The organism is uncultured Mucilaginibacter sp. (assembly GCF_913773635.1).
GTDB lineage: Bacteria > Bacteroidota > Bacteroidia > Sphingobacteriales > Sphingobacteriaceae > Mucilaginibacter.
On sequence record NZ_CAJYGQ010000007.1, the window covers coordinates 258255 to 279505 of the forward strand.

Consider the following 21251-nt stretch of genomic DNA (forward strand, 5'->3'; position numbering starts at 1 on the left):
TTATAAATATAATAACCTTTTGCCTTATTTCTTGATTGTTAAATAATATCGTCTGATAATATTAAAATTCTAATGTTTTAAAGAAGTCATTGCCTATGTAATATTAATTATTTGAGCAATCATTAAAATAAAAGCCCACTTTTGCAATATGCCCACCGGAACTCTATATCTGATACCTGTTCCGCTTGCTGACGATGCAGCGGTACGTTCAAATACGCCATATCTTGTTCAAACCATTAATCAAATTAATGAGTACATAGTTGAGAACGAGAAAACCGCACGTAAATTTCTTAAGCAAGCCGGCCTTACCATACCTCAAAGCGAACTTATAATTCATGATTACGGTAAGCACAATCGTGATACGGACTTAAAGGAATTTTTGAGTGGGTTACTTGCTGGTAAAGATGCCGGGCTGATGAGCGAAGCGGGTTGCCCGGGAGTGGCCGATCCAGGGGCTAACATTGTAGCTGAGGCACACCGGCGTGGTATTAAAGTTGTGCCATTGGTAGGGCCAAGCTCAATACTGCTTGCGCTTATGGCCTCAGGCTTTAACGGGCAAAGCTTTACGTTTCATGGTTATTTGCCTATTGATAAAGTACAGCGCAGTAAACGCATTAAAGAAATTGAGTTACAGGCCGAGCGATTTAATCAAACCCAGCTTTTTATAGAAACGCCATTCCGCAACAACCAGTTGCTCGAAGAAGTAATTAAATCTTGTAAGGCATCAAGTCGGCTATGTATTGCATGTAACGTTACCGCGGCCGATGAATTTATAGCAACCAAAACTGTTGGCCAGTGGAAAAATCAGTTGCCCGATTTGCATAAAAAGCCAGCAATATTTCTTCTTTACAAACCGTAAAAGTTATTGTCCTGCTGTCGGTGTTGATTATAAGTTAAAATTTCCGGTTATTTTAATCATATTTGGGTATGGCACCTATACCACCAAGTCCGGTTAAAGTACTCATCATTGGCGCTGGGCCATCAGGATTGATGATGGCTGCGCAGCTATTGCGGTACGGAATTCAACCGGTAATAGTTGATAGCAGGCAAGGTCCAACGCAATACTCCAAAGCGCTTGCTGTGCAGGCTCGTTCACTTGAAATTTATCGTCAGCTGGGCATTGTAGATGCTGTTTTAAAAGGAGGCAAGCGTGCAGAAGGCTTTAACTTTCATTATTTGGGAAAGCCTAAAGGGACATTCAAAGTTGCGGAATCAGGAGTGGGGCAAACGCCGTATCCATTCATACACATTTACGAGCAGCACAAAAACGAACGTGTATTGCTTGATTACTTAACCCTTAATAGTTGCCCGGTTTACTGGAACACAACTTTAACAGCATTACAGCAGGGTACCGGCGTTGTTAGTGCAAGGCTCACCAACCAAACTGAAGAGTACAGCATTGTTGCCGATTACTTAATAGGTGCCGATGGTGCACATAGTGCAGTGCGCCGATGGCAACACGTTCACTTCAACGGCGATACTTATAACAGTAGATATTATCTTGCCGATGTTGTTCTTGAAAACAGTGGTGATGACATGAACATGTACCTTACCGCTCAGGGCTTTGCTGCATTCTTCCCGATGCCTGGTACGGGTGCATGGCGTATTGTAGGTAATTTGCCTGATAAGCTCATTAATACAGATAATTTAACAATAGATCATGTGCTTCCGGCCCTGCGCGAAAAGTTGCGGAAGCAGCTGGTAATTAAGGAGTGTCGCTGGTTTACAACTTACGGCCTGCACCATCGCATGGCCGATAAATTTAAAATTGGCCGTTGCTTTTTAATTGGCGATGCTGCACACATTCATTCGCCTGTTGGCGGGCAAGGAATGAATACCGGAATACAGGATGCTTATAACCTGGCCTGGAAACTTGCCGGGGTTATTAAAGGGCATTTAAAGGCCGATGTTCTTAACTCTTACGCTGCTGAACGTATGCCTGTAGCATCGCGCTTGCTCAAAACAACTGACAGGGCATTTAAAGTTATAATGTCGCGCGGGGTAGTTGCCAGATTAATTAAGCGCTTTGCATTACCTGCACTAATGAACTGGGTATGGAAAAGAGAGAAATTTAAATTCGAGGCGTTCAAAACATTATCACAAACTGGTATAAGCTATCAGAATAGCGAATTAAGTTTGCACCTTAGCCAACTGCAAACAGTAAAGGCCGGCGATAGGTTGCCGTTCCTGAAAATATTTGATGAAAAGAAAATGCAGGAAACGGATTTGCACGCTTGGTGCAGCAAGCCGGGCTTTACCCTAATTACCATGGGGCCGTTACAAGAATTGTATTTGTTTAGCCTTGCAAAATGGATTACTCAAAATTACAATGGCTGGCTAAATTTTTTCCATCTGCCAACATCTGTAAAAAACCAGCACGTTTACGATTACTTTGATATTAAAGAACATCAAAATAAAACCATAATAGTGAGACCGGATATGCATATCGGGCTTATAAATGATATTGTGGACTTAGAGATGATGAAAAACTATCTCGAAAATGTGGCGGGTTGTATAGCTAACAACACAGGCGGAGGGGTAAGCTAACACGCTATAAGTATTTATCCGTGTATAGTTTCGCGTTTGCCGTAGTTTTGTATAACCTGCGCTTCGTAGGCTAGGTAGTCTTTCCAGCGGGTTTCAACATCAATCTTGCCGGCGTATTTGCGCGCCAGTCTTAAAAAAGTAGTATAATGAGTTGCTTCGCTTATCATCAACTCATGATAAAAAGCAGCAAGTTCTGGATCATTAATGTTTTCAGATAGTACTTTGAAGCGCTCGCAGCTTCGTGCTTCAATCATGGCAGCAAATAACAGCCTGTCTATTAATTGCTCTTCGCGCGTGCCGCCTTTTTTCATGAATTTGAGTAATTCATTCACATAGTCATCCTTACGCTCGCGACCTAAAACATAGCCACGGGCCAAAATAATATCATGTACGCGTTTAAAATGATCCATTTCCTCCTGCACCAGTAACGCCATCTCCTGCACCAAATCACTTAAGTTAGGATTTTGCACTATAAGTGTAATAGCATTGCTGGCTGCTTTTTGCTCACAAAAGGCATGATCAGTTAAAATTTCTTCAATGTTGCTTTCAACCACGTTGGTAACCCAGCGCGGATCAGTAGGCAATTGTAGTTTTAAAATGGTTTTTTCGCTCACCTTACAAAGATAACGGGTTTAATGCCAAGAGGCAATAGCAACAATGTGAACCGGTTACCAGACTTTGTAAGCAAGCTAAATTCCTCATCCGAAATTAAACATGTAGGCAAGGCTGGGAATCATATATAAGCCCGGCATAAGATTATAGCCTTAGCCATAGCCGATACTTATAACATTATTTTGCCGTAAAACAGTTTACGCTTAAAACATTGGTGCTACAATTTAACGATATAAGTTTTTACTTTCGATGAACTTCAATACTTCTTCGGGTAAAAAGAACTGAACGTTTTTCTTGTCGGCAATAGCCTGGCGAATAAACGTAGCAGAAAGTTCCATTTGTGGCGTCATGGTTATGGTAACCGATGGGTGCGAGGCTAACTCCGCATTTTCATAACCCGGCCTTGGGTAAACAAATACCTTATAATCACGCAAAATGAGTTTATAATTCTTCCATTTATGCAAACTGGCTAAATTATCAGATCCCATAATAATGGCAAACTCATGTTGAGGATATTGCTCCTTTAAGTGTGTTAAAGTATCAATGGTGTAAGAGGGTTGCGGCAGTTTGAGCTCAACGTCGCTAACATCCAGTTTATCGGCATAATCGGTAGCTAAACGAGCCATTTCCAAACGGTCGTAAGTATTTATTAGTCCCCCGTACTTTTTAAAGGGGTTTTGAGGCGTTACAACTAACCAAACCTTATCCAGATCGGTGTAGTGAGCCATGTAGTTGGCAATAATTAAATGCCCGATATGAATGGGGTTAAACGACCCAAACAGTAATCCTATCTTCATATCAGTTTAGCTTTAAATTCATGTCAAATTAATAATAATTTGCATGAATTTGCTCAGATGACATAAAAATTACGCCTTATCGTTTAAAAAATTACTAACTAACTGCTCAGCCTCATTACATGCAGTAGCTAAATCGAAATTTTTAAGAATAATATCAAATTTCGGTGCGTAATTCAACTCTTTTTCAGCTTTTGCGAAGCGTTCTTTGAGCTTTTCTTCACTATCAGTACCGCGGCCGGTTAACCGTTGCTTCAAAACCTCTAAAGATGGGGGTTGAACGAATATTGCAAGGGCTTGTTCCTGATATTTTCGTTTTAAGTGTAAACCACCCTCTACGTCAATATCAAAAATTACGGTTTTGCCGGTTTCCCATATGCGCTCTATTTCCTGGCGAAGCGTGCCGTAAAATGTTCCCGAGTACACTTCTTCAAATTCAACAAACTGCTTTTTGGCAATACGGTGCAAAAATTCTTCTTTGCTTATAAAATAATAATCCTGCGCGTCAACCTCATCGCCACGGCGCTCACGCGTGGTAGCCGAAATTGAAAATTCAAGTTCGGGAAATTTGGTTAGCAGGTGGTGTACAATTGTAGTTTTACCGGCTCCTGACGGTGCTGAGAAAATAAGCAGTTTACCCATGGCTTAGCAAGTGTTGTAAAGGCGATTATAAATTATGCTTGTTGGTTGCTACCCAATTGCATTATTCACCATTCGCCATTCAACTATAATACGTTCAATAATTGTTCTTTAATTTTTTCAAGTTCTTCCTTCATGCCTACTACCAGTTTTTGCATGTTGGCATCATTGGCTTTTGAGCCAAGGGTATTTATTTCGCGGCCTATTTCCTGTGATATAAAGCCAAGCTTTTTGCCATTGGCGTCAGGGCTTTCCAGTGTTTCTAAAAAATACTGGCAGTGGGTTTTAAGGCGTACTTTTTCTTCGGTAACGTCAAGCTTATCAATATAATAAATCAGCTCTTGTTCAAAACGGTTATGGTCAACGTTTTCACCGCCTACAGCTTCGGCCAAAAACAGGTTCAAGCGTTCGCGTATAGCAGGTATGCGTTTAGGGTCTTCCAGCTCAACCTGCTCAAGGTTGTTTAATATTACGCCAATACGGTTGGTAACCTCCTGTTGTAAAACGTTGCCCTCATCAAGCCTGAATTGTTGGAAGTTAGCAAGAGCCTGCTTAAAGGTTCCTTCAACCATTTTCCATTCTTCATCGGTTATGGTGTCTTCGGTGTATTTCACAACTTCGGGCAGTCCTAAAGCCAACTGCATAAGGTTGCCGCTATCTTCACCTAACTCTGCACTAACAGCTTTAAGTTGTTGGTAATAGTGTTTCAGCAAATTAGCGTCAATGCCGGCAGCTTTCACTGTTGAGCCGCTTTGTTCAACGTTAATGCTAAGGTTAACTTTGCCACGCTCAATTTGCTTGTTGCACTCTGTGCGAAGCTGAAACTCTTTTTCAGAAAAAGCTTTTGGTATACGCAGCGAAAGCTCGAGAAACTTGCTGTTAAGGGATTTGATCTCAACGGTGTACTTGGTGCTCCCAGAGTCGTGAGAGGCAATTCCGTACCCTGTCATTGATTTTATCATGTGCAAAGATAGGGTTTTTATGTGAATTGATAAGGGATGATTGACGCGAGATGCGTGAATGTGCTATCAGTCAGGTGCTTTTGGTAAACCCTTGAACACTTCATAAGCTTGGGGCATGCTGGTATCAGACATTAAATTGGTGTGAAATATCAGCGCTGATTATACAAAACGGTATTGTATTTCACAGCGTTATTTTGCAAATTTGTACCGCTTATAGAGAAAGATGGAGGGACTGGACCCTGCGAAGTCTTAGCAACCTGTGCTTACAAGGTGCTACATTCTACTTAAAACCGCTAGCCATAAGGTTTTAAGACGGATAAGCGAAAGTCTAAATCCAATACGCCGACTTTTCGATATAAGCTGTTTTAGTATCAGGTATCAGGTAATTAGTATCAAGAGTTTGATGCTTGTTATTTGAAGTCGTTTAGTATGAGACATTGTCTTGATACTTGATACTAACTACTTGATACTATCAAATGGACATTAGAGAACAACTACAAAAACGCATATTGATTATTGACGGCGCCATGGGAACCATGATTCAGCGCTATCAGTTAACGGAAGAGGATTTTCGCGGAGAGCGTTTTAAAAATCACCCGAGTGATTTGAAAGGCAATAATGACCTTTTAAATCTCACCCGCCCGGATGTGATAAAAGCTATACATGCCGAGTACCTTGATGCAGGTGCCGACATTATTGAAACCAATACTTTCAGCACCCAGCGTATATCACTGGCCGATTATCATATGGAGGAGCTGGGTTATGAACTAAGCTTTGAGGGCGCACGTTTAGCCCGGGAAGTTGCCGATGTTTATACCAAAAACAACCCTGATAAACCCCGTTACGTAGCCGGTGCTGTTGGTCCAACTAATCGTACGGCTTCACTATCGCCTGATGTAAATGACCCGGGTTACCGAGCCGTTACTTTTGACGACCTGGCCGAAGCTTATTATGAGCAAATACGCGGCTTGGTTGACGGAGGCTCACACCTGTTACTCATTGAAACCATATTTGATACGCTTAACGCCAAAGCCGCCCTTTTTGCTGCACAACGTTACGCCGAAGAAAGCGGCAAAAATTTGCCTATCATGATTTCGGGTACCATTACCGATGCATCGGGCCGTACCCTTTCCGGGCAAACGGTTGAGGCATTCTGGAATTCGGTACGCCATGCCAACTTGTTATCGGTAGGTTTGAACTGTGCCTTGGGAGCGCGCGAAATGCGGCCTTATTTAGAAGAACTTTCTGAAAAGGCAAATGTATTTATATCGGCTTACCCCAATGCCGGTTTGCCAAACGAGTTTGGTGCTTATGACGAAACTCCGCATGAAACGGCACATCAGGTTGATGATTTTATGCAGGCCGGGCTGGTGAATATTGTTGGCGGCTGCTGCGGTACCACTCCCGATCATATTAAATGTATTGCCGAACGTGCAGCCAAATATCAGCCACGCAAAAAAGCTGAGGTGGAAACCTACATGCGCCTTAGCGGCCTGGAAGCTGTTACCGTTACGCCGCTTACCAATTTTGTAAACGTGGGTGAGCGTACCAACATCACCGGATCGCCTAAGTTTTCGAAACTCATATTGGCGGAAAACTATGAGGAAGCCCTTACCGTTGCCCGCCAACAGGTTGAAGGTGGTGCCCAGGTTATTGATATTAACATGGACGAGGGTATGATTGACTCGGAAGCGGTAATGGTAAAGTTTTTAAACCTCGTGGCTTCCGAACCTGATATTGCCAAGCTGCCTATCATGATTGATTCGTCCAAATGGTCGGTGATTGAGGCGGGCTTAAAATGCTTGCAGGGCAAAGGCATTGTCAACTCTATATCACTCAAAGAGGGTGAAGGAAAGTTTAAAGAGCAGGCGCGTAAGATATTAAGCTATGGTGCAGCCACCGTAGTAATGGCTTTTGATGAGCAAGGCCAGGCTGATAATTATGAACGCAGGGTAGAAATCTGCTCACGCTCCTATAACATACTGGTTAATGAAATTGGCTTTCCGCCTGAAGATATTATTTTTGATCCTAATATCCTTACCGTGGCAACCGGTTTGGAAGAACACAACAACTATGCAGTAGACTTTATTGAAGCTACCCGTTGGATTAAACAAAATCTGCCTCATGCCAAAGTGAGCGGAGGTGTGAGTAACATATCGTTCTCTTTCCGCGGTAATAATGTGGTGCGTGAGGCTATGCACTCGGCATTTTTGTACCACGCCATTAAGGCCGGTATGGATATGGGTATTGTAAATGCAGGTATGCTGGAGGTTTACGAGGAAATACCCAAAGAACTGCTGGAACTGGTAGAAGATGTGTTGCTTAACCGCCGGCCAGATGCTACCGAGCGTTTGGTTGAATATGCCGATACTGTAAAAAGTAAAGGCAAAGCATTGGTGAAAGACGAAGCCTGGCGCAATGAGCCTGTGCAAAAGCGCTTATCGCACGCATTGGTAAAAGGTATTGTAGAATATATTGACGCCGATGTGGAAGAGGCAAGGCAACAGTACGCCCGCCCGTTGGAAGTAATTGAAGGCCCGCTAATGGATGGGATGAACATTGTGGGTGATTTGTTTGGTGCCGGAAAGATGTTTTTGCCACAGGTAGTAAAATCGGCCCGGGTAATGAAAAAGGCTGTTGCTTATTTGCTGCCTTATATTGAGGCCGAAAAAGCAAAAAACGCCAATGGAAATGAACGTTCGAGCGCCGGCAAAATTTTAATGGCCACCGTAAAAGGCGATGTTCACGACATTGGTAAAAATATAGTTGGTGTAGTGCTAGCCTGTAACAACTTTGAGATTATCGATCTTGGGGTGATGGTTCCGGCGCAAAAAATAATTGAGGAAGCTAAAAAGCAAAACGTTGATATAATAGGCCTGAGCGGACTTATCACTCCATCATTAGATGAAATGGTACATTTTGCAAAGGAAATGGAGCGTGAGGGCTTCACTATTCCGTTGATTGTGGGTGGAGCTACTACCTCTCGTATACATGCGGCAGTAAAAATTGCACCTAATTATTCAGGGCCTGCTATACATGTGCTAGATGCATCGCGCAGTGTAACGGTTTGCAGCACCCTAATGAATAAGGATAACCGCGATGATTACATCAATGGTATTAAAGCAGAATACGAAAAAGCACGCGAAGCACACTTGAACAAACGTTCAGATAAGCGTTTCTTGTCTTTACAAGATGCCCGAGCTAATAAGTTTCAGCTAAATTTAGATGAAGCCGTAGCCTGTAAACCATCGTTTACCGGCACCAGGGTTTTCGAGGCATTTCCATTAAAAGAGCTGGTACCTTATATTGACTGGACACCGTTTTTTCATACTTGGGAATTACGCGGCAGCTATCCAAAAATATTAACTGATAAAAACGTTGGTGTAGAAGCTACCAAACTGTTTGACGACGCGCAGGCCATGCTAAACAAGGTTATTAACGAAAACCTCTTGCAAGCTAACGGCGTAATTGGTTTTTGGCCGGCTAATAGCGTGGGAGACGATATTGAGTTGTATGCTGATGAAAGTCGGACACAACTGCTTACCCGAATACACACCCTGCGCCAGCAAGCCGAAAAAGCCAAAGGTGAGCCTTACTACGCTCTGTCAGATTTTATTGCCCCTAAAGAAAGCAGCGTACCCGACTACTTTGGCGGTTTTGCCGTAACTACCGGTATTGGCTGCGATGAACTGGTTGCCCAATATGAAGCCGACCATGACGATTATAACAGCATCATGATCAAGGCCATTGCCGACCGCCTTGCCGAAGCTTTTGCCGAAAAAATGCATGAGTTAGTACGCCGTGAATATTGGGGATACGCTAAAGATGAACAATTGAGCAATGAAGATTTGATTAAGGAACAATATCAGGGTATCCGTCCGGCACCTGGTTATCCGGCTTGTCCTGAACATACCGAGAAAGTGACCTTATTTGATTTACTTAAAGCTGAAGACAATGCGCATATTCATTTAACCGAAAGTATGGCCATGCTACCAACGGCGTCTGTAAGCGGCTTCTATTTTTCGCATCCCGACAGCCGTTATTTTGGTTTAGGTAAAATAGGCAAAGACCAGATAGAGGATTACGCACAGCGCAAAAGTATGTCGGTTGAAACGGCTGAACGATGGTTAGGGCCTAATTTGAATTATTGATAGTTAGTAGTAAGTATTTAGTATCAGGTATCAAGACAAGAGATGCATAACTTTAAAGAACTTAAAGTATGGAAAGCATGGATTGAACTTTGCAAATCCATATTTGCCTCGACCCTTAATTTCCCACCATCTGAACGTTATGGTAATCTCGCAAATCACACGTGCAGCCGTATCAATCCCATCAAACATAGCCGAAGGTTGCGGTCGCAAGTCAAATAAAAAGTTTCACCAATTTTTAAGTATCGCCTTAGGGTCCTCATTTGAGTTAGAAACACAATCATTATTGCAAAAGAATTCGATTATATTTCCAAAGAAAAATTACAAATACTATGTACTCAAATAACAGAGATACAAAAGATGATTTATGGTCTTCAAAAAATTCTTGCTACTTGATACTAACTACTTGATACTAAAATGAAGATTACAGACCACATAGCCAACGCTAACGGCAAAACACTATTTTCTTTCGAACTACTACCGCCAATAAAGGGGCAGAGCATGGATGGTATTTATAAAGCCATTGACCCGTTGATGGAATTTAATCCGCCATTTATTGACGTGACATCATCCCGTGAGGATTTGTTTTACAAAGAAACTGCCGACGGTAGTATACAAAAGGCAACTTACCGCAAACGCCCGGGTACGGTTGCTGTTTGTGCGGCAATTCAGCATAAGTACAAGGTTGATACCGTTCCGCACTTAATTTGTGGCGGCTTTACCAAAGAGGAGACCGAATATGCCTTGATTGATTTACAGTTTTTAGGAATTGATAATGTACTAGTGCTGCGCGGTGATGCCCGTAAAACCGATTCGGGTTTTATACCAACCCCCGGCGGACACTGCTATGCAACCGAACTGCTTGAACAGGTAACTAATATGAATAATGGTGTTTACCTGCATGAGTACCAGGATACTTCATACAAAACTGATTTCTGTATAGGCGTAGCGGCCTACCCTGAGAAGCACTTTGAGGCTCCAAACCTAAAAACAGACTTTAAATATTTAAGGCAAAAAGTTGACGGTGGTGCTAATTTCATTGTTACCCAAATGTTTTTTGATAACACTAAGTTTAAGGCATTTGTAAATCAGTGCCGCGAAAATGGAATTAACGTGCCTATCATTCCTGGCCTGAAGCCAATTACCACTGCAAAGCAGCTTATTAACCTCCCCAAAATATTCCATATTGATATACCGGAAGATTTATGTGATGCCATACATGATTGTAAAAATGACAAGGAGGTAAAAGAAGTTGGTATTGAGTGGATGATTAATCAGTGTAAAGAGCTGGTTGATTTTGGTGTGCCGGTATTACATTTTTATACCATGGGTAATCCTGAGCCAACCAAACGCATAGCACAGGCCATTTTTTAATCGCTGCTTTATAAGTTTGCAAAAAGGTTATCTTTGAAATATTAAAGATAACCTTTTCCTTTATCATGAAATTTCTACGCCTGCTGCTTATTGCGGCTCTTTGTCCTTTGAGCTTACTTGCTCAATCTAATTTTAAGCCTGCTTATATTGTTAAACTTAATGGCGATACGCTTAAGGGTTATATCAATTACCGCGAATGGGAACTTTTGCCTGAGGTAATTGAGTTTAAAAATAATGTTGCCGAAAAACAGGCAACTAAATATGAACCTGCTCAAATAAGTTCCTTTGGTATAACAAACATGGATAAGTATGTAAGTTATACCGGAAACATCAGCGCTGACGATAACGTGTTTCCAAACCTGCCAAGCCAACTGGATACTACTACGGTTAGAGATACCATTTTTCTTCAATTGCTTTATCAGGGAAGTCCGTTAAGCTTGTATTCACACCGGGACAGTAAAAAGATAAGATACTTTGTGCAAGAGAATGCACAGCAGCCTGCAGAGCTTAAATATCATCAGTATTATGCTCAAACTCAACAAATATCAACCTTTGCGCCTTATGGCCAGCAGCTTTTTAATTTGGCAGGCAAGTACAATCCCGAGTTCAAAAATGCACAAATACAAATTGAGCGTTCTAAATTTAACGAATCTGATATATTACGGATTGTAAAAAGTATCAATAATGATAAGAGCAAAGAGCAATCTGGTACTATTGGTTCTGACTTTTATGTTGGCTTGATGCTAAACCGAACTGTTACAAGTTTTGAAGGCCAAAACGTGTTTGATGGTAAACAATCTGTAAGCTATGTGCCACGTGTTGCTGCAGGATTTGACTTTTATACTAATAAGTACACGCAAAAGATTGTTTTACGTATGGAGCTTACGCTGGCATACCTTAACGCTTCCTTCAGTAGTGCAAACAGGTACAATGACTTCTATACTTATAAATTTAACCAGTATTCAGCCAGCATAGGTCCGCAAGTACTTTACAACATCTACAACTCAGATAAATTTAAATTTTACTTAGGCGTAGGGGCAAGTGTTAACCTTGCTGCTTATGCTAATGATGAGCTGAGAACAGCTGCAACCAACATTCAGCTTGCCGAAGAAAGTTACTATTCGTTGACGAATTACTATGTAACCACACCATTAAAGGCAGGCGTTATTCTTAACAAAAAATTAGATATAAGCGCAACATACATCAGACGTGCGCCCTTTACCAATTACGTTGCATTTGATTTGGGAAGTACCCTTTATGGCTTGAGTGTTAATTACCGTTTGGGTAAGTAACTTAAAGTATATTCTGCATCTTCAGCTCTTGGGCTAATTCTGTAGCTGTGGTAAAATGTATGCTGTTAATGCCCAGTTTTTTTGCGGCAATAATATTACGCATATTATCATCAATAAAAAGTGCCTGCCCGGGTTCAACGTTGTATCGGTTTAATAACAACTGGTAAAATGCTGGCTCGGGCTTGCGCATTTTCTCAATACCCGAAACTACCATACCGTCAAACCAGTCAAGAAACTCAAACTGACTGAAAGCAATTTCCATGGTTTCGGCCGACCAGTTACTCAGCGCATATATTTTGTAGTTCCCGCTGTCTTTTAATGCTTTGAAAATTTCTACTGTACCTGTAATTGGTCCGTTAAGCATTTCGGCCCAACGGCCGTAGTAAGCGCGTATGTTAACCTCATGCTCGGGGTGTTGTTTAACCAGTAATTCAGTACCCTCGGCCAGGGTGCGGCCACCGTCTTGCTCCTCGTTCCAGTCGTTAGTGCAAATGTTTTCTAAGAACCAATCGCGCTGTGCGCTATCAGTAAAAATTTTATTGTAAAGGTGGTGTGGGTGCCAATCAATTAATACTGCTCCCAAATCAAATATAATTGTATTTATAGCCATAGGTAAAAAATGCGGCGCCACTTTAGTTGTGGCGCGGCCAATATTAGTAATTATTAACTTGCTACAAGTAAATAGTAGCAAATTTTATTGGTATGTGTATTTAAAGTTGCTAACAGTTGAGTTAGCCTTGCCCGCAGCAGTAATTTTCCTTTGGGCAGTAACCGGATATGCATTGCTGTTATAGGTGTAAGTGTAGGTTGTGGTAAAGCTTAATTCGTTGTTCTCGTCATACTCAGTTTCTTTGACCGGGTTATGTTTTGATACTGCTTTAAATGATATGGTATAAGCATCGCCCAAAGCAATTAAAGGGTTAACCTTATCATCGTATTCATAAACAGTTGATGCGCTTAATTTGAATTGACCATTTAAAGGATTCCAAACGTAATCAACCTGCTTTTTAACATCGCCGTTCGCATAGTATTCATAAACTGATTTTACAATCGGCGTTGGTTCCTGAGCTCCTTCCAGCAGGTGAGAAATTACCATATTATCTATTCGTTCGTTCAGGTAGTTAAGTTTAATCTGCCCTACCAGTTGTGTTTGAGCATCGTCTGCAAATAATTTGGTGGCGTCAAGTTTTTTGTTTATGTAAATAAACTTCATTGAACCTTCACTTGACTTAATCAGGCTTGGTTGGTTGTTTTCGTATAATACATTAAACGTTTGGGCAATTGTGCCCTCATTTGAAGTCATTTTAACCACCTGATTTTTTGAGTTGTAATCAAATGTAGTATAGCTCGTGGCCGACTCTTCTAACTTTACGAGCTTCATGTCGTTTTTGGGCCTGTCATTATTATCCTTTTTACAAGAGGTTGAAAACAGGGTAGTAGCTAATAGTGATAAGCTTAATAAGCGATTGAAAATTGTGATTGGTTTCATTGTTTGATTTTTAAGTGTTAATAAAATGTAAGGACTAACGGATATTTGCTTTTCAAGCCAAGCTGTTCCCGGGTTATGCATCAGCATAGCCTTATTAAGTAAATTCTGTCAGTAAAAAAGTTTGATTAGTAAAGAGAAGCTACAGCTTACTCAATTGTGTTGTTAGGGCGCCGGTACAAGCCGGCGCTGTAACTGTTGATATAGGTGTTAGATTTAGTGACATTGTGAACTGTGATTTGGTTGAGTACTTTTATAATATAGCCAAGACAAACCATTTAACTTATTTGTTACAAAGCCTGTAATTTTTTCAGGCTTAACTTGTTCGCTTTGCTTTATCATCAAAAGCACTTTATAGAGCACTTAAGCCATAAATGGTTTAACGGTGCTTATCAGTTAATTGCAAATTTATTTTAATCACCTGTTTATCAGTACCTTATAAGTAAATTTAGATAAAGCTTGCACTATCAGCGCGTTGTTAAACAAAAAAGCCGCTCTAAATAGAGCGGCTTTTTCTGTTTAAAATCTATAAAGAGTTGAAATTTTATTCTTCAACAACTTCGCTATGTGGACTACTTGGTACTTCTTCTTCCTTTTTGAAATACTTGTTCTGAAAAATAAGTATCAGGATAACACCTACAGATATTGCCGAATCGGCCAGGTTAAATATAGGTTGGAAAAATATAAATGGATCGCCGCCTACAGAGGGAACCCAAGTTGGATAATGGCCTCTTATCAACGGAAAATAGAACATATCCACTACGCGTCCCTGAAAAATGGGGGCGTATCCGTATATCATTCCGTAAAAGGTAGAATCAATGATGTTACCCAAGGCACCTGCAAAAATTAAAGCCACGCAAAGTATTAGTCCGCGGTGGTGCTTGTGTTTTATAAGGTAATATAAACCGTAGCCAATACCACCTACTGCAAAAATGCGGAACAAGGTAAGTGCAAGTTTACCGGCTACGCCACCAAGTTCCCAGCCAAAGGCCATACCATTATTTTCGGTATAAAGTAACATGCCCCTATCTCCCAGGAAATGAATTTCCTGGCCCATGTACATGTTGTTGCGCACCCATATTTTAATAAGCTGATCGGCTAGTACAACTACGAAAGCTAAAAGGAAAGGTTTTAAGTACGATGCCTTCATGTAAAATTACTGCTTCAATTTAGCTTCCATGCTCAGGGTAGTGTGCGGTACGGCACGCAGGCGTTCCTTTTGTATCAGTTTACCGGTTTCGCGGCAAATACCGTAACTTTTGGTTTCAATGCGTACCAGGGCAGCCTCTAATTGCTCAATAAACTTTTTTTGGCGGGCAGCCAGTTGGTTTATCTGCTCTTTTTCCAAAGTAGCTGATCCGTCTTCCAATGTTTTATAAGTACCTGCAGTATCATCAGTACCATTAAGGTTTGGGTTGCTTAATGATGATGCAAGGGCGTTCAGTTCTTCGCGTGCAATACGTATTTTGTCTAAAATTAATTCTTTAAACTCTAGTAACTCAGCGTCTGAATATCTTGTTTTTTCAGTTTGTGGTGTGCTCATTATATTTTAGTTATAGAAATAATTACTTCAGTTTCGTCAATAACAGTTTTTTCACCCTCAGTAAGTTGGCTATCCAGCTTAATGTCTTCAGCTAACGTTTCGGCACATATATATGATAAATTTTTATTTACAGCCTCGCTGATTAGCGGGTGATCACTCAGGCGTACATTTATCTTATCAGTAACTTCAAAATTATTACCCTTGCGCAGGTTTTGTATACGGTTGATGAGTTCGCGCGATATACCTTCCTGTTTAAGTTCGTTGGTTAGGGTAACATCTAAAGCCACCGTTAGTTTTCCCAAATTTGCAACCTGCCATCCCGGAACGTCTTCAGCAGTAATTTCAACCTCGGTGGCAAGTATGGTGTATTTGTTATCTAATACAGTAATCTGTCCTTCATTTTCCAGTTTGGCGATATCCTCTTGGTTAAAACCGGTAATGGCTTCGGCAACGGCTTTCATATCCTTACCTACCTTTTGGCCCAAAGCCTTAAAGTTTGGCTTAATTTTACGGGTTATAAAGCCTGCAGTATCGGTTATGTACTCAATAGCTTTAATGTTGGTTTCCGAAAGAATCAGCTCCTTAATGGCCTCAACCTGATCTTCAAAGTTTTTATTGAGTATGGGCAGTAATATTTTGCTCAAAGGCTGGCGTACATTAATGCCTACCTTTTTACGTAATGAAAGCGTTAACGATGAAATATCCTGTGCCAGTTGCATACGCTCTTCCAGCTCCTTGTCAACCAATTCAGCCTGGTAGGCAGGGAAATTAGTTAAATGTACCGACTCGAATTTTTCTTTACCGGTAGCAGTATTTAAATCGTTGTACAAACGCTCGGCAAAGAACGGCGCAATAGGCGACATTAGCTTGGCAACGGTCACCAAACAGGTATAAAGCGTTTGGTATGCCGATGTTTTATCTTCCGAATCATCAGATTTCCAGAAACGGCGACGGCTTAAGCGTACGTACCAGTTGCTCAGGTGTGCGTCAACGTACTCCTGTATGGCACGGGCTGCTTTGGTTGGCTCAAAATCGGCATAAAAACCGTCAACCTCCTGGGTTAAGGTGTTTAATAATGATAATATCCAGCGGTCAATTTCAGGACGTTGGCTTAGTTCAATTTCTGGCGCGCTATAATCAAATTTATCGATGTTAGCGTACAGCGAAAAGAACGAGTAAGTATTATATAATGTACCAAAGAATTTACGACGAACCTCGTCCAATCCTTCAATATTAAATTTAAGATTATCCCATGGCGATGCATTGCTGATCATGTACCAGCGGGCTGCATCGGCACCGTATTGCTCAATAGTTTCAAACGGATCGACAGCATTGCCTAAACGTTTCGACATTTTGTTGCCGTTTTTATCAAGTACCAAACCGTTTGATACCACATTTTTAAACGCAATACCACGATTGCCAACTTTTTCGTTCACGGCTTTTACTTCGTCGCTGGCTTCGCTCAGCATCACCGCAATGGCATGCAGGGTAAAGAACCACCCACGGGTTTGGTCAACACCCTCGGCAATAAAATCTGCCGGGTAGGCATCAGCAAACTGCTCTTTGTTTTCGAACGGGAAGTGCCATTGCGCATAAGGCATAGCACCCGAATCAAACCAAACATCGATCAAATCGGGCTCGCGCAGCATTTTTTTGCCATTGGCCGATACCAATATCACATCGTCCACATAAGGGCGGTGCATATCGGCCAAACGGAAGCCTTCGGGCATAAACCCTGCGGCTATCGAAGCGTCAATTTCTTTATTCAGTTCTTCAACCGAACCAATACATTTCTCCTCGGTGCCGTTCTCCTCGCGCCAGATAGGCAGCGGAGTACCCCAGTAACGTGAGCGCGATAGGTTCCAGTCAACCAGGTTTTCCAACCAGTTACCAAAACGACCGGTACCGGTAGCTTCAGGTTTCCAGTTGATGGTTTTATTAAGTTCGATGAGCTTATCCTTAACGGCAGTGGTTTTAATAAACCAGCTATCAAGCGGGTAGTACAAAATTGGCTCATCGGTACGCCAAGAGTGCGGGTAGCTGTGCTCGTACTTTTGTACGTTAAATGCTTTGTTATCTTCTTTCAGCTTAATAGAAATAAGCACGTCAGTTGGCTTAAAGCCGGGCTCTTCGCGCTCTTCTTTGCTGTAGTATTCTTCTTTTACGTAACGGCCGGCGTAATCAATCACCTCGTCAACAAAACGGCCTTGTTTGTTAACCAACGGAACTTCCTTGCCGGTTTCATCCAGCACCATTACCGATGGCACGTTGTTTTCTTTACAGGCCCTAAAGTCATCCGCACCAAAAACAGATGCCGTATGTACAATGCCGGTACCATCGCCGGTAGTCACAAAATCGGCCGGGATAACGCGGAATGCATTTTTCTCCAAGTCCTCATTGCTTACATACGGCATTAGTTGATGATAACGCAGGCCAACCAGCTCCGAACCTTTAAATTCAGCCTTTACCGTCCACGGAATAACTTTATCACCTTCTTTATATTCTTCAAACGAAGCATTCTCGCCCTCGGCTTTAAAGTACTTGCCTACAAGTGCTTTTGCTAAAACCACGCTTACCGGTTTGTAGGTATACGGGTTAAAGGTGGCTATTTTAACATAGTCAATATCTTCGCCTACGGCCAGTGCGCAGTTTGATGGTAGTGTCCATGGGGTAGTTGTCCAGGCGAGTATAACAGTATCTTCGTCGGCTTCGCTGAACAGGGTTGAAATCAGCGGATGCTGCTGGTCGTTTTTTAAGTGGAACTGCGCCGTAATGGTGGTATCCTTCACCATTTTATAGGTACCCGGCTGATTAAGTTCATGTGAGCTTAAACCCGTGCCCGATTTTGGCGAGTACGGCTGTACCGTATAACCCTTATACAACCAACCTTTATTGTACAGTTGTTTTAAAATCCACCAAAGGGTTTCAATATAGTCGTTTTCGTAGGTGATGTAAGGTTTCTCTAAATCAACCCAGTAGCCCATTTTAAGGGTAAGGTCGTTCCATACGTCAGTATAACGCATTACCTCCTTACGGCAGGCCTGGTTATAATCATCTACCGAAATGGTTTTGCCAATATCATCTTTAGTAATACCTAATGATTTTTCTACAGCCAGCTCAATAGGAAGGCCGTGGGTGTCCCAGCCGCCTTTACGCTTTACCTGGTATCCCTTAAGAGTTTTGTAACGGCAAAAAATATCTTTAATTGACCGCGCCATAGCATGGTGAATGCCGGGCATACCATTAGCCGATGGCGGACCTTCATAGAAAGTATATGGATTACTGGCCGGACGACTGCTGATGCTTTTTTCGAAAATGCTGTTTTGTTTCCAAAACTCGAGTACATCCTTGCCTATCTGTGATAAATTTAACTGTTTATATTCCTTGTACATCAGTGGTTTCCACAAAAATTAAGAGGTGCAAAAATACGGATTTTTAAAGTAATAATTTAGTTTGATTATGGTAAAAGATTTGGTATAAAAGCTTTTATTAAAGTTTGCAAGCAGGCTGTTTTATAATGACTAAGGCATATAAAACAAAGTGGGTGCTATTAACTTGCAGCAATTTATAACAGAATTGCATTTACGGTTTATATGCTCTTATTGAATTCTCACAAGTGCTGTTAATATTTTATAGTAACTGGAAAATATGCTATAAAGTGTGGGTTAAATTGCCGGTATCTTTGATGCATAATCCTTTTATAATCTTTAACTTATTATGAGAAAAACAAAATTGCTGCTTGCGCTTGCAATGGTATTTGCTGCGCTTTCATTTAGCCTGAGTGCTAAGGCCCAAAACATGGTGCCAATCTATTTAACTTATACTGCTAATACTCCTAACGCACAATGGGAAGTTTATTGCCACAACAATGATATTGATGAAGATTACTTTCTTTTTGCGTATGAGCATAGTAAAGTTGATCAAACTTACAGATGTGGTACGGTGCCTGCTGGAAATTACACCGTATACATTTTAAGGTCGAGTTACTCAGCTAACGGATATTATAATTGGTACGCCAGAGGTCAGTCTGCTTACAACCAGTTGTGGGATAACTTAAACTATTTTGAATTACTGAATGATGTTTACATTGGTGATTTATCCGACAGCCCTGAGGACGGCTTGCATATTACTATTCAAAATTCATTCTAAAAATATCTATACAAAAACGGGCAGCTAAATAGCTGCCCGTTTTTGTATAGATAGTACCTTATTATAATTTAAAATATATAATTAGTACTCAAGAAATTGCTATCGTGCTCGTTTATGATGTCGTTTAACAATTGCTTGTTCGAATCGTTCATTTTGGTAGCAACCAACGAACGGATAGAGAACGAACGTAATGCATCATGCACTGATAGGGTTCCCTCGGCACTGTCTTTACGGCCGGTGAAAGGGAATACGTCTGGTCCGCGCTGGCATTGTGCGTTGATGTTAACGCGGCTTACCAGGTTCACAAACGGATCAATCAAATCGGCAGTTTCCTGCGCATCCGTACTAAATATACTCACCTGCATACCGTGCGGCGAATCTATCTGGTACTGAATCGGCTCCTCAATGCTGTCAAAAGGCATTACAGGTATAACCGGACCAAATTGCTCCTCGCGGTACAGTTTCATGTTTTCGTTAACCGGGTAAACTACCGCCGGGTATACAAATGATGCAACAGTAGCGCCACCGTTTTCGTTAACCACCTTGGCGCCGTTAGCAATGGCATCGTCAATACACTCTTTAAGGTAGGCGGGCTTACCAGGTTCAGCAACAGGAGTAAGGTTGACACCTTTTTCCCATGGCATACCATATTTCAATTTGGCAATGCCTTCGCTAAGCAATTTTAAAAACTCATCAGCAACGTCTTTGTGTACGTGGATGATTTTGATAGCCGTACAACGCTGACCATTGTATGATAACGAACCCAGGATACACTCGTTAACCGCAATTTGCAGGTCGGCGCTTTTAGTTACGATGGCTGCGTTTTTAGCATCCAAACTTAACACAGCACGTAAGCGGTTAATTTTAGGGTGACGTTTCTTTAAATCATTAGCCACCTTGCTTGAGCCAATGAAAGCCAATACGTTTATTTTACCGGTAGCCATTAAGCCCGGGGTAACGTTTGCACCACGGCCATAAACTGTATTTACCACACCTTTAGGGAAAGATTCCTGGAAGGCACGCAGTAATGGGTAGTGAACTAAAGTACCATGTTTTGGTGGTTTGAAAAGTATGGTGTTGCCCATAATAATGGCCGGGATAAGCGTAGTAAAGGTTTCGTTTAACGGGTAGTTAAACGGACCCATACACAATACCACACCAAGCGGCGAGCGGCGGGTTTGCGCAACCACACCTTCGGCAATTTCAAAGCGCGATGATTGACGGTCGATGTCTTTAAGGGCATCAATAGTCAGGTTTATATAATCAACTGTACGGTCAAACTCTTTGGTTGAGTCGGCCAGTGATTTACCAATTTCCCATACAATAAGCTTGATAACCAGATCGCGCTGCTCCACCATCTTGTACACAAACTTCTCAAGGCACTTAATACGGTCGGCTACGCTCATGGTTGGCCATTCGCCGCGACCGTTGTTGTAGGCTGCTTCTGCGGCTTCAAGTGCTTCCATGGCTTCCTTCTCGGTGCCCAGCGGATAGCTGCCAATAAGCTTGCGTTGTAAACCATCAGGACCGGGTATGCAAATAGGTGAATACACCTCGCTAACCTCGCCGTCCCACTGTTTCATTTCCCCGTTTACCAGGTACTCCCGTTGATGAAGCTCTTCGATCCGGTACTCGGCCGGTATCTGGCTCTCCTCAACAAATAAGCTGTTAAGCTCGTCGTTGAAACTCATGATAATTGATTTTA

The 21251-nt window shown here is 41.8% G+C and carries 16 protein-coding genes, 1 pseudogene and 1 riboswitch; of the genes and pseudogenes, 7 read left to right on the top strand and 10 right to left on the bottom strand.

Translation table 11 applies throughout. From position 1 onward, the window contains the following. Positions 1-148: 148 nt before the first annotated feature. On the top strand, positions 149-859 hold the full coding sequence (locus tag QZ407_RS09135) for an SAM-dependent methyltransferase (protein ID WP_295770022.1): 711 nt from the start codon (positions 149-151) through the stop codon (positions 857-859). Between the two features lie 68 nt (positions 860-927). Then, complete coding sequence (locus QZ407_RS09140) at positions 928-2547, top strand: FAD-dependent monooxygenase (RefSeq protein WP_295770025.1); 1620 nt, start codon at positions 928-930, stop codon at positions 2545-2547. A gap of 14 nt (positions 2548-2561) precedes the next feature. Here the strand turns inward: QZ407_RS09140 and QZ407_RS09145 are convergent, their stop codons facing one another. From QZ407_RS09145 to QZ407_RS09160, 4 genes are all read right to left on the bottom strand, one after another. Beyond that, entirely contained in the window at positions 2562-3161 is a 600-nt protein-coding gene (locus QZ407_RS09145; RefSeq protein WP_295770028.1) for a tRNA-(ms[2]io[6]A)-hydroxylase, read from the bottom strand. A gap of 222 nt (positions 3162-3383) precedes the next feature. Further along, positions 3384-3956 carry a nicotinate (nicotinamide) nucleotide adenylyltransferase gene (gene nadD / locus QZ407_RS09150; RefSeq protein WP_295770030.1) on the bottom strand — a complete coding sequence of 191 codons (573 nt, stop codon included), beginning with the start codon at positions 3954-3956 and terminating at the stop codon, positions 3384-3386. A gap of 69 nt (positions 3957-4025) precedes the next feature. Beyond that, positions 4026-4595, bottom strand: coding sequence for a guanylate kinase (gene gmk, locus QZ407_RS09155; protein WP_295770033.1), 570 nt, complete (start codon positions 4593-4595; stop codon positions 4026-4028). A gap of 83 nt (positions 4596-4678) precedes the next feature. Further along, positions 4679-5554 carry a YicC/YloC family endoribonuclease gene (locus tag QZ407_RS09160; protein ID WP_295770035.1) on the bottom strand — a complete coding sequence of 292 codons (876 nt, stop codon included), beginning with the start codon at positions 5552-5554 and terminating at the stop codon, positions 4679-4681. Positions 5555-5762: 208 nt separating this feature from the next. After that, positions 5763-5877: riboswitch (SAM riboswitch) on the top strand. A 153-nt stretch (positions 5878-6030) separates the two neighbouring features. Between QZ407_RS09160 and metH the strand changes: the two genes are divergently transcribed. The 4 genes and pseudogenes from metH to QZ407_RS09180 all read left to right on the top strand — a co-directional run bounded on the left by metH (position 6031) and on the right by QZ407_RS09180 (position 12368). Further along, positions 6031-9705: a methionine synthase gene (gene metH / locus QZ407_RS09165; protein WP_295770037.1), complete on the top strand. Its 3675-nt coding sequence runs from the start codon at positions 6031-6033 to the stop codon at positions 9703-9705. A gap of 139 nt (positions 9706-9844) precedes the next feature. After that, positions 9845-10098 (top strand): annotated as a pseudogene (locus QZ407_RS09170) (four helix bundle protein). Positions 10099-10119: 21 nt separating this feature from the next. Next, positions 10120-11076 carry a methylenetetrahydrofolate reductase [NAD(P)H] gene (gene metF, locus QZ407_RS09175; RefSeq protein WP_295770041.1) on the top strand — a complete coding sequence of 319 codons (957 nt, stop codon included), beginning with the start codon at positions 10120-10122 and terminating at the stop codon, positions 11074-11076. 65 nt (positions 11077-11141) lie between these two features. Further along, positions 11142-12368 (top strand): hypothetical protein, encoded by a 1227-nt coding sequence (locus QZ407_RS09180; protein WP_295770044.1) that lies wholly within the window; start codon positions 11142-11144, stop codon positions 12366-12368. Between the two features lies 1 nt (position 12369). Here QZ407_RS09180 and QZ407_RS09185 read toward each other — a convergent pair whose 3' ends face one another. The 5 genes from QZ407_RS09185 to ileS all read right to left on the bottom strand — a co-directional run bounded on the left by QZ407_RS09185 (position 12370) and on the right by ileS (position 18789). After that, a complete protein-coding gene (locus QZ407_RS09185) occupies positions 12370-12978 on the bottom strand; it encodes an HAD family phosphatase (protein WP_295770047.1) in 609 nt (202 codons plus the stop codon). Positions 12979-13062: 84 nt separating this feature from the next. Next, positions 13063-13857 (bottom strand): hypothetical protein, encoded by a 795-nt coding sequence (locus QZ407_RS09190; RefSeq protein WP_295770050.1) that lies wholly within the window; start codon positions 13855-13857, stop codon positions 13063-13065. A gap of 541 nt (positions 13858-14398) precedes the next feature. Next, a complete protein-coding gene (locus tag QZ407_RS09195; protein WP_295770053.1) occupies positions 14399-15004 on the bottom strand; it encodes a lipoprotein signal peptidase in 606 nt (201 codons plus the stop codon). 6 nt (positions 15005-15010) lie between these two features. Continuing rightward, the gene (locus tag QZ407_RS09200) at positions 15011-15397 is read right to left on the bottom strand and encodes a TraR/DksA C4-type zinc finger protein (RefSeq protein ID WP_157542400.1); all 387 of its coding nucleotides are present in this window, start codon (positions 15395-15397) and stop codon (positions 15011-15013) included. Beyond that, positions 15397-18789, bottom strand: a complete 3393-nt coding sequence (ileS, locus tag QZ407_RS09205; protein WP_295770058.1) for an isoleucine--tRNA ligase — start codon at positions 18787-18789, stop codon at positions 15397-15399. The genes QZ407_RS09200 and ileS overlap by 1 nt, the downstream gene beginning before the upstream one ends. Before the next feature lie 325 nt (positions 18790-19114). Here ileS and QZ407_RS09210 point away from each other — a divergent pair, with 325 nt between their 5' ends. Then, entirely contained in the window at positions 19115-19546 is a 432-nt protein-coding gene (locus QZ407_RS09210; protein ID WP_295770061.1) for a hypothetical protein, read from the top strand. Between the two features lie 68 nt (positions 19547-19614). Here the strand turns inward: QZ407_RS09210 and QZ407_RS09215 are convergent, their stop codons facing one another. Beyond that, complete coding sequence (locus QZ407_RS09215) at positions 19615-21237, bottom strand: NADP-dependent glyceraldehyde-3-phosphate dehydrogenase (RefSeq protein WP_157542397.1); 1623 nt, start codon at positions 21235-21237, stop codon at positions 19615-19617. Positions 21238-21251: the final 14 nt, after the last annotated feature.

Coding starts and splice junctions, on each gene's coding strand:
- QZ407_RS09135 (WP_295770022.1), top strand. CDS start 149: ATGCCCACCGGAACTCTATATCTGATACCTGTTCCGCTTGCTGACGAT.
- QZ407_RS09140 (WP_295770025.1), top strand. CDS start 928: ATGGCACCTATACCACCAAGTCCGGTTAAAGTACTCATCATTGGCGCT.
- nadD (WP_295770030.1), bottom strand. CDS start 3,956: ATGAAGATAGGATTACTGTTTGGGTCGTTTAACCCCATTCATATCGGG.
- gmk (WP_295770033.1), bottom strand. CDS start 4,595: ATGGGTAAACTGCTTATTTTCTCAGCACCGTCAGGAGCCGGTAAAACT.
- QZ407_RS09160 (WP_295770035.1), bottom strand. CDS start 5,554: ATGATAAAATCAATGACAGGGTACGGAATTGCCTCTCACGACTCTGGG.
- metH (WP_295770037.1), top strand. CDS start 6,031: ATGGACATTAGAGAACAACTACAAAAACGCATATTGATTATTGACGGC.
- metF (WP_295770041.1), top strand. CDS start 10,120: ATGAAGATTACAGACCACATAGCCAACGCTAACGGCAAAACACTATTT.
- QZ407_RS09180 (WP_295770044.1), top strand. CDS start 11,142: ATGAAATTTCTACGCCTGCTGCTTATTGCGGCTCTTTGTCCTTTGAGC.
- QZ407_RS09185 (WP_295770047.1), bottom strand. CDS start 12,978: ATGGCTATAAATACAATTATATTTGATTTGGGAGCAGTATTAATTGAT.
- QZ407_RS09190 (WP_295770050.1), bottom strand. CDS start 13,857: ATGAAACCAATCACAATTTTCAATCGCTTATTAAGCTTATCACTATTA.
- QZ407_RS09195 (WP_295770053.1), bottom strand. CDS start 15,004: ATGAAGGCATCGTACTTAAAACCTTTCCTTTTAGCTTTCGTAGTTGTA.
- QZ407_RS09200 (WP_157542400.1), bottom strand. CDS start 15,397: ATGAGCACACCACAAACTGAAAAAACAAGATATTCAGACGCTGAGTTA.
- ileS (WP_295770058.1), bottom strand. CDS start 18,789: ATGTACAAGGAATATAAACAGTTAAATTTATCACAGATAGGCAAGGAT.
- QZ407_RS09210 (WP_295770061.1), top strand. CDS start 19,115: ATGAGAAAAACAAAATTGCTGCTTGCGCTTGCAATGGTATTTGCTGCG.
- QZ407_RS09215 (WP_157542397.1), bottom strand. CDS start 21,237: ATGAGTTTCAACGACGAGCTTAACAGCTTATTTGTTGAGGAGAGCCAG.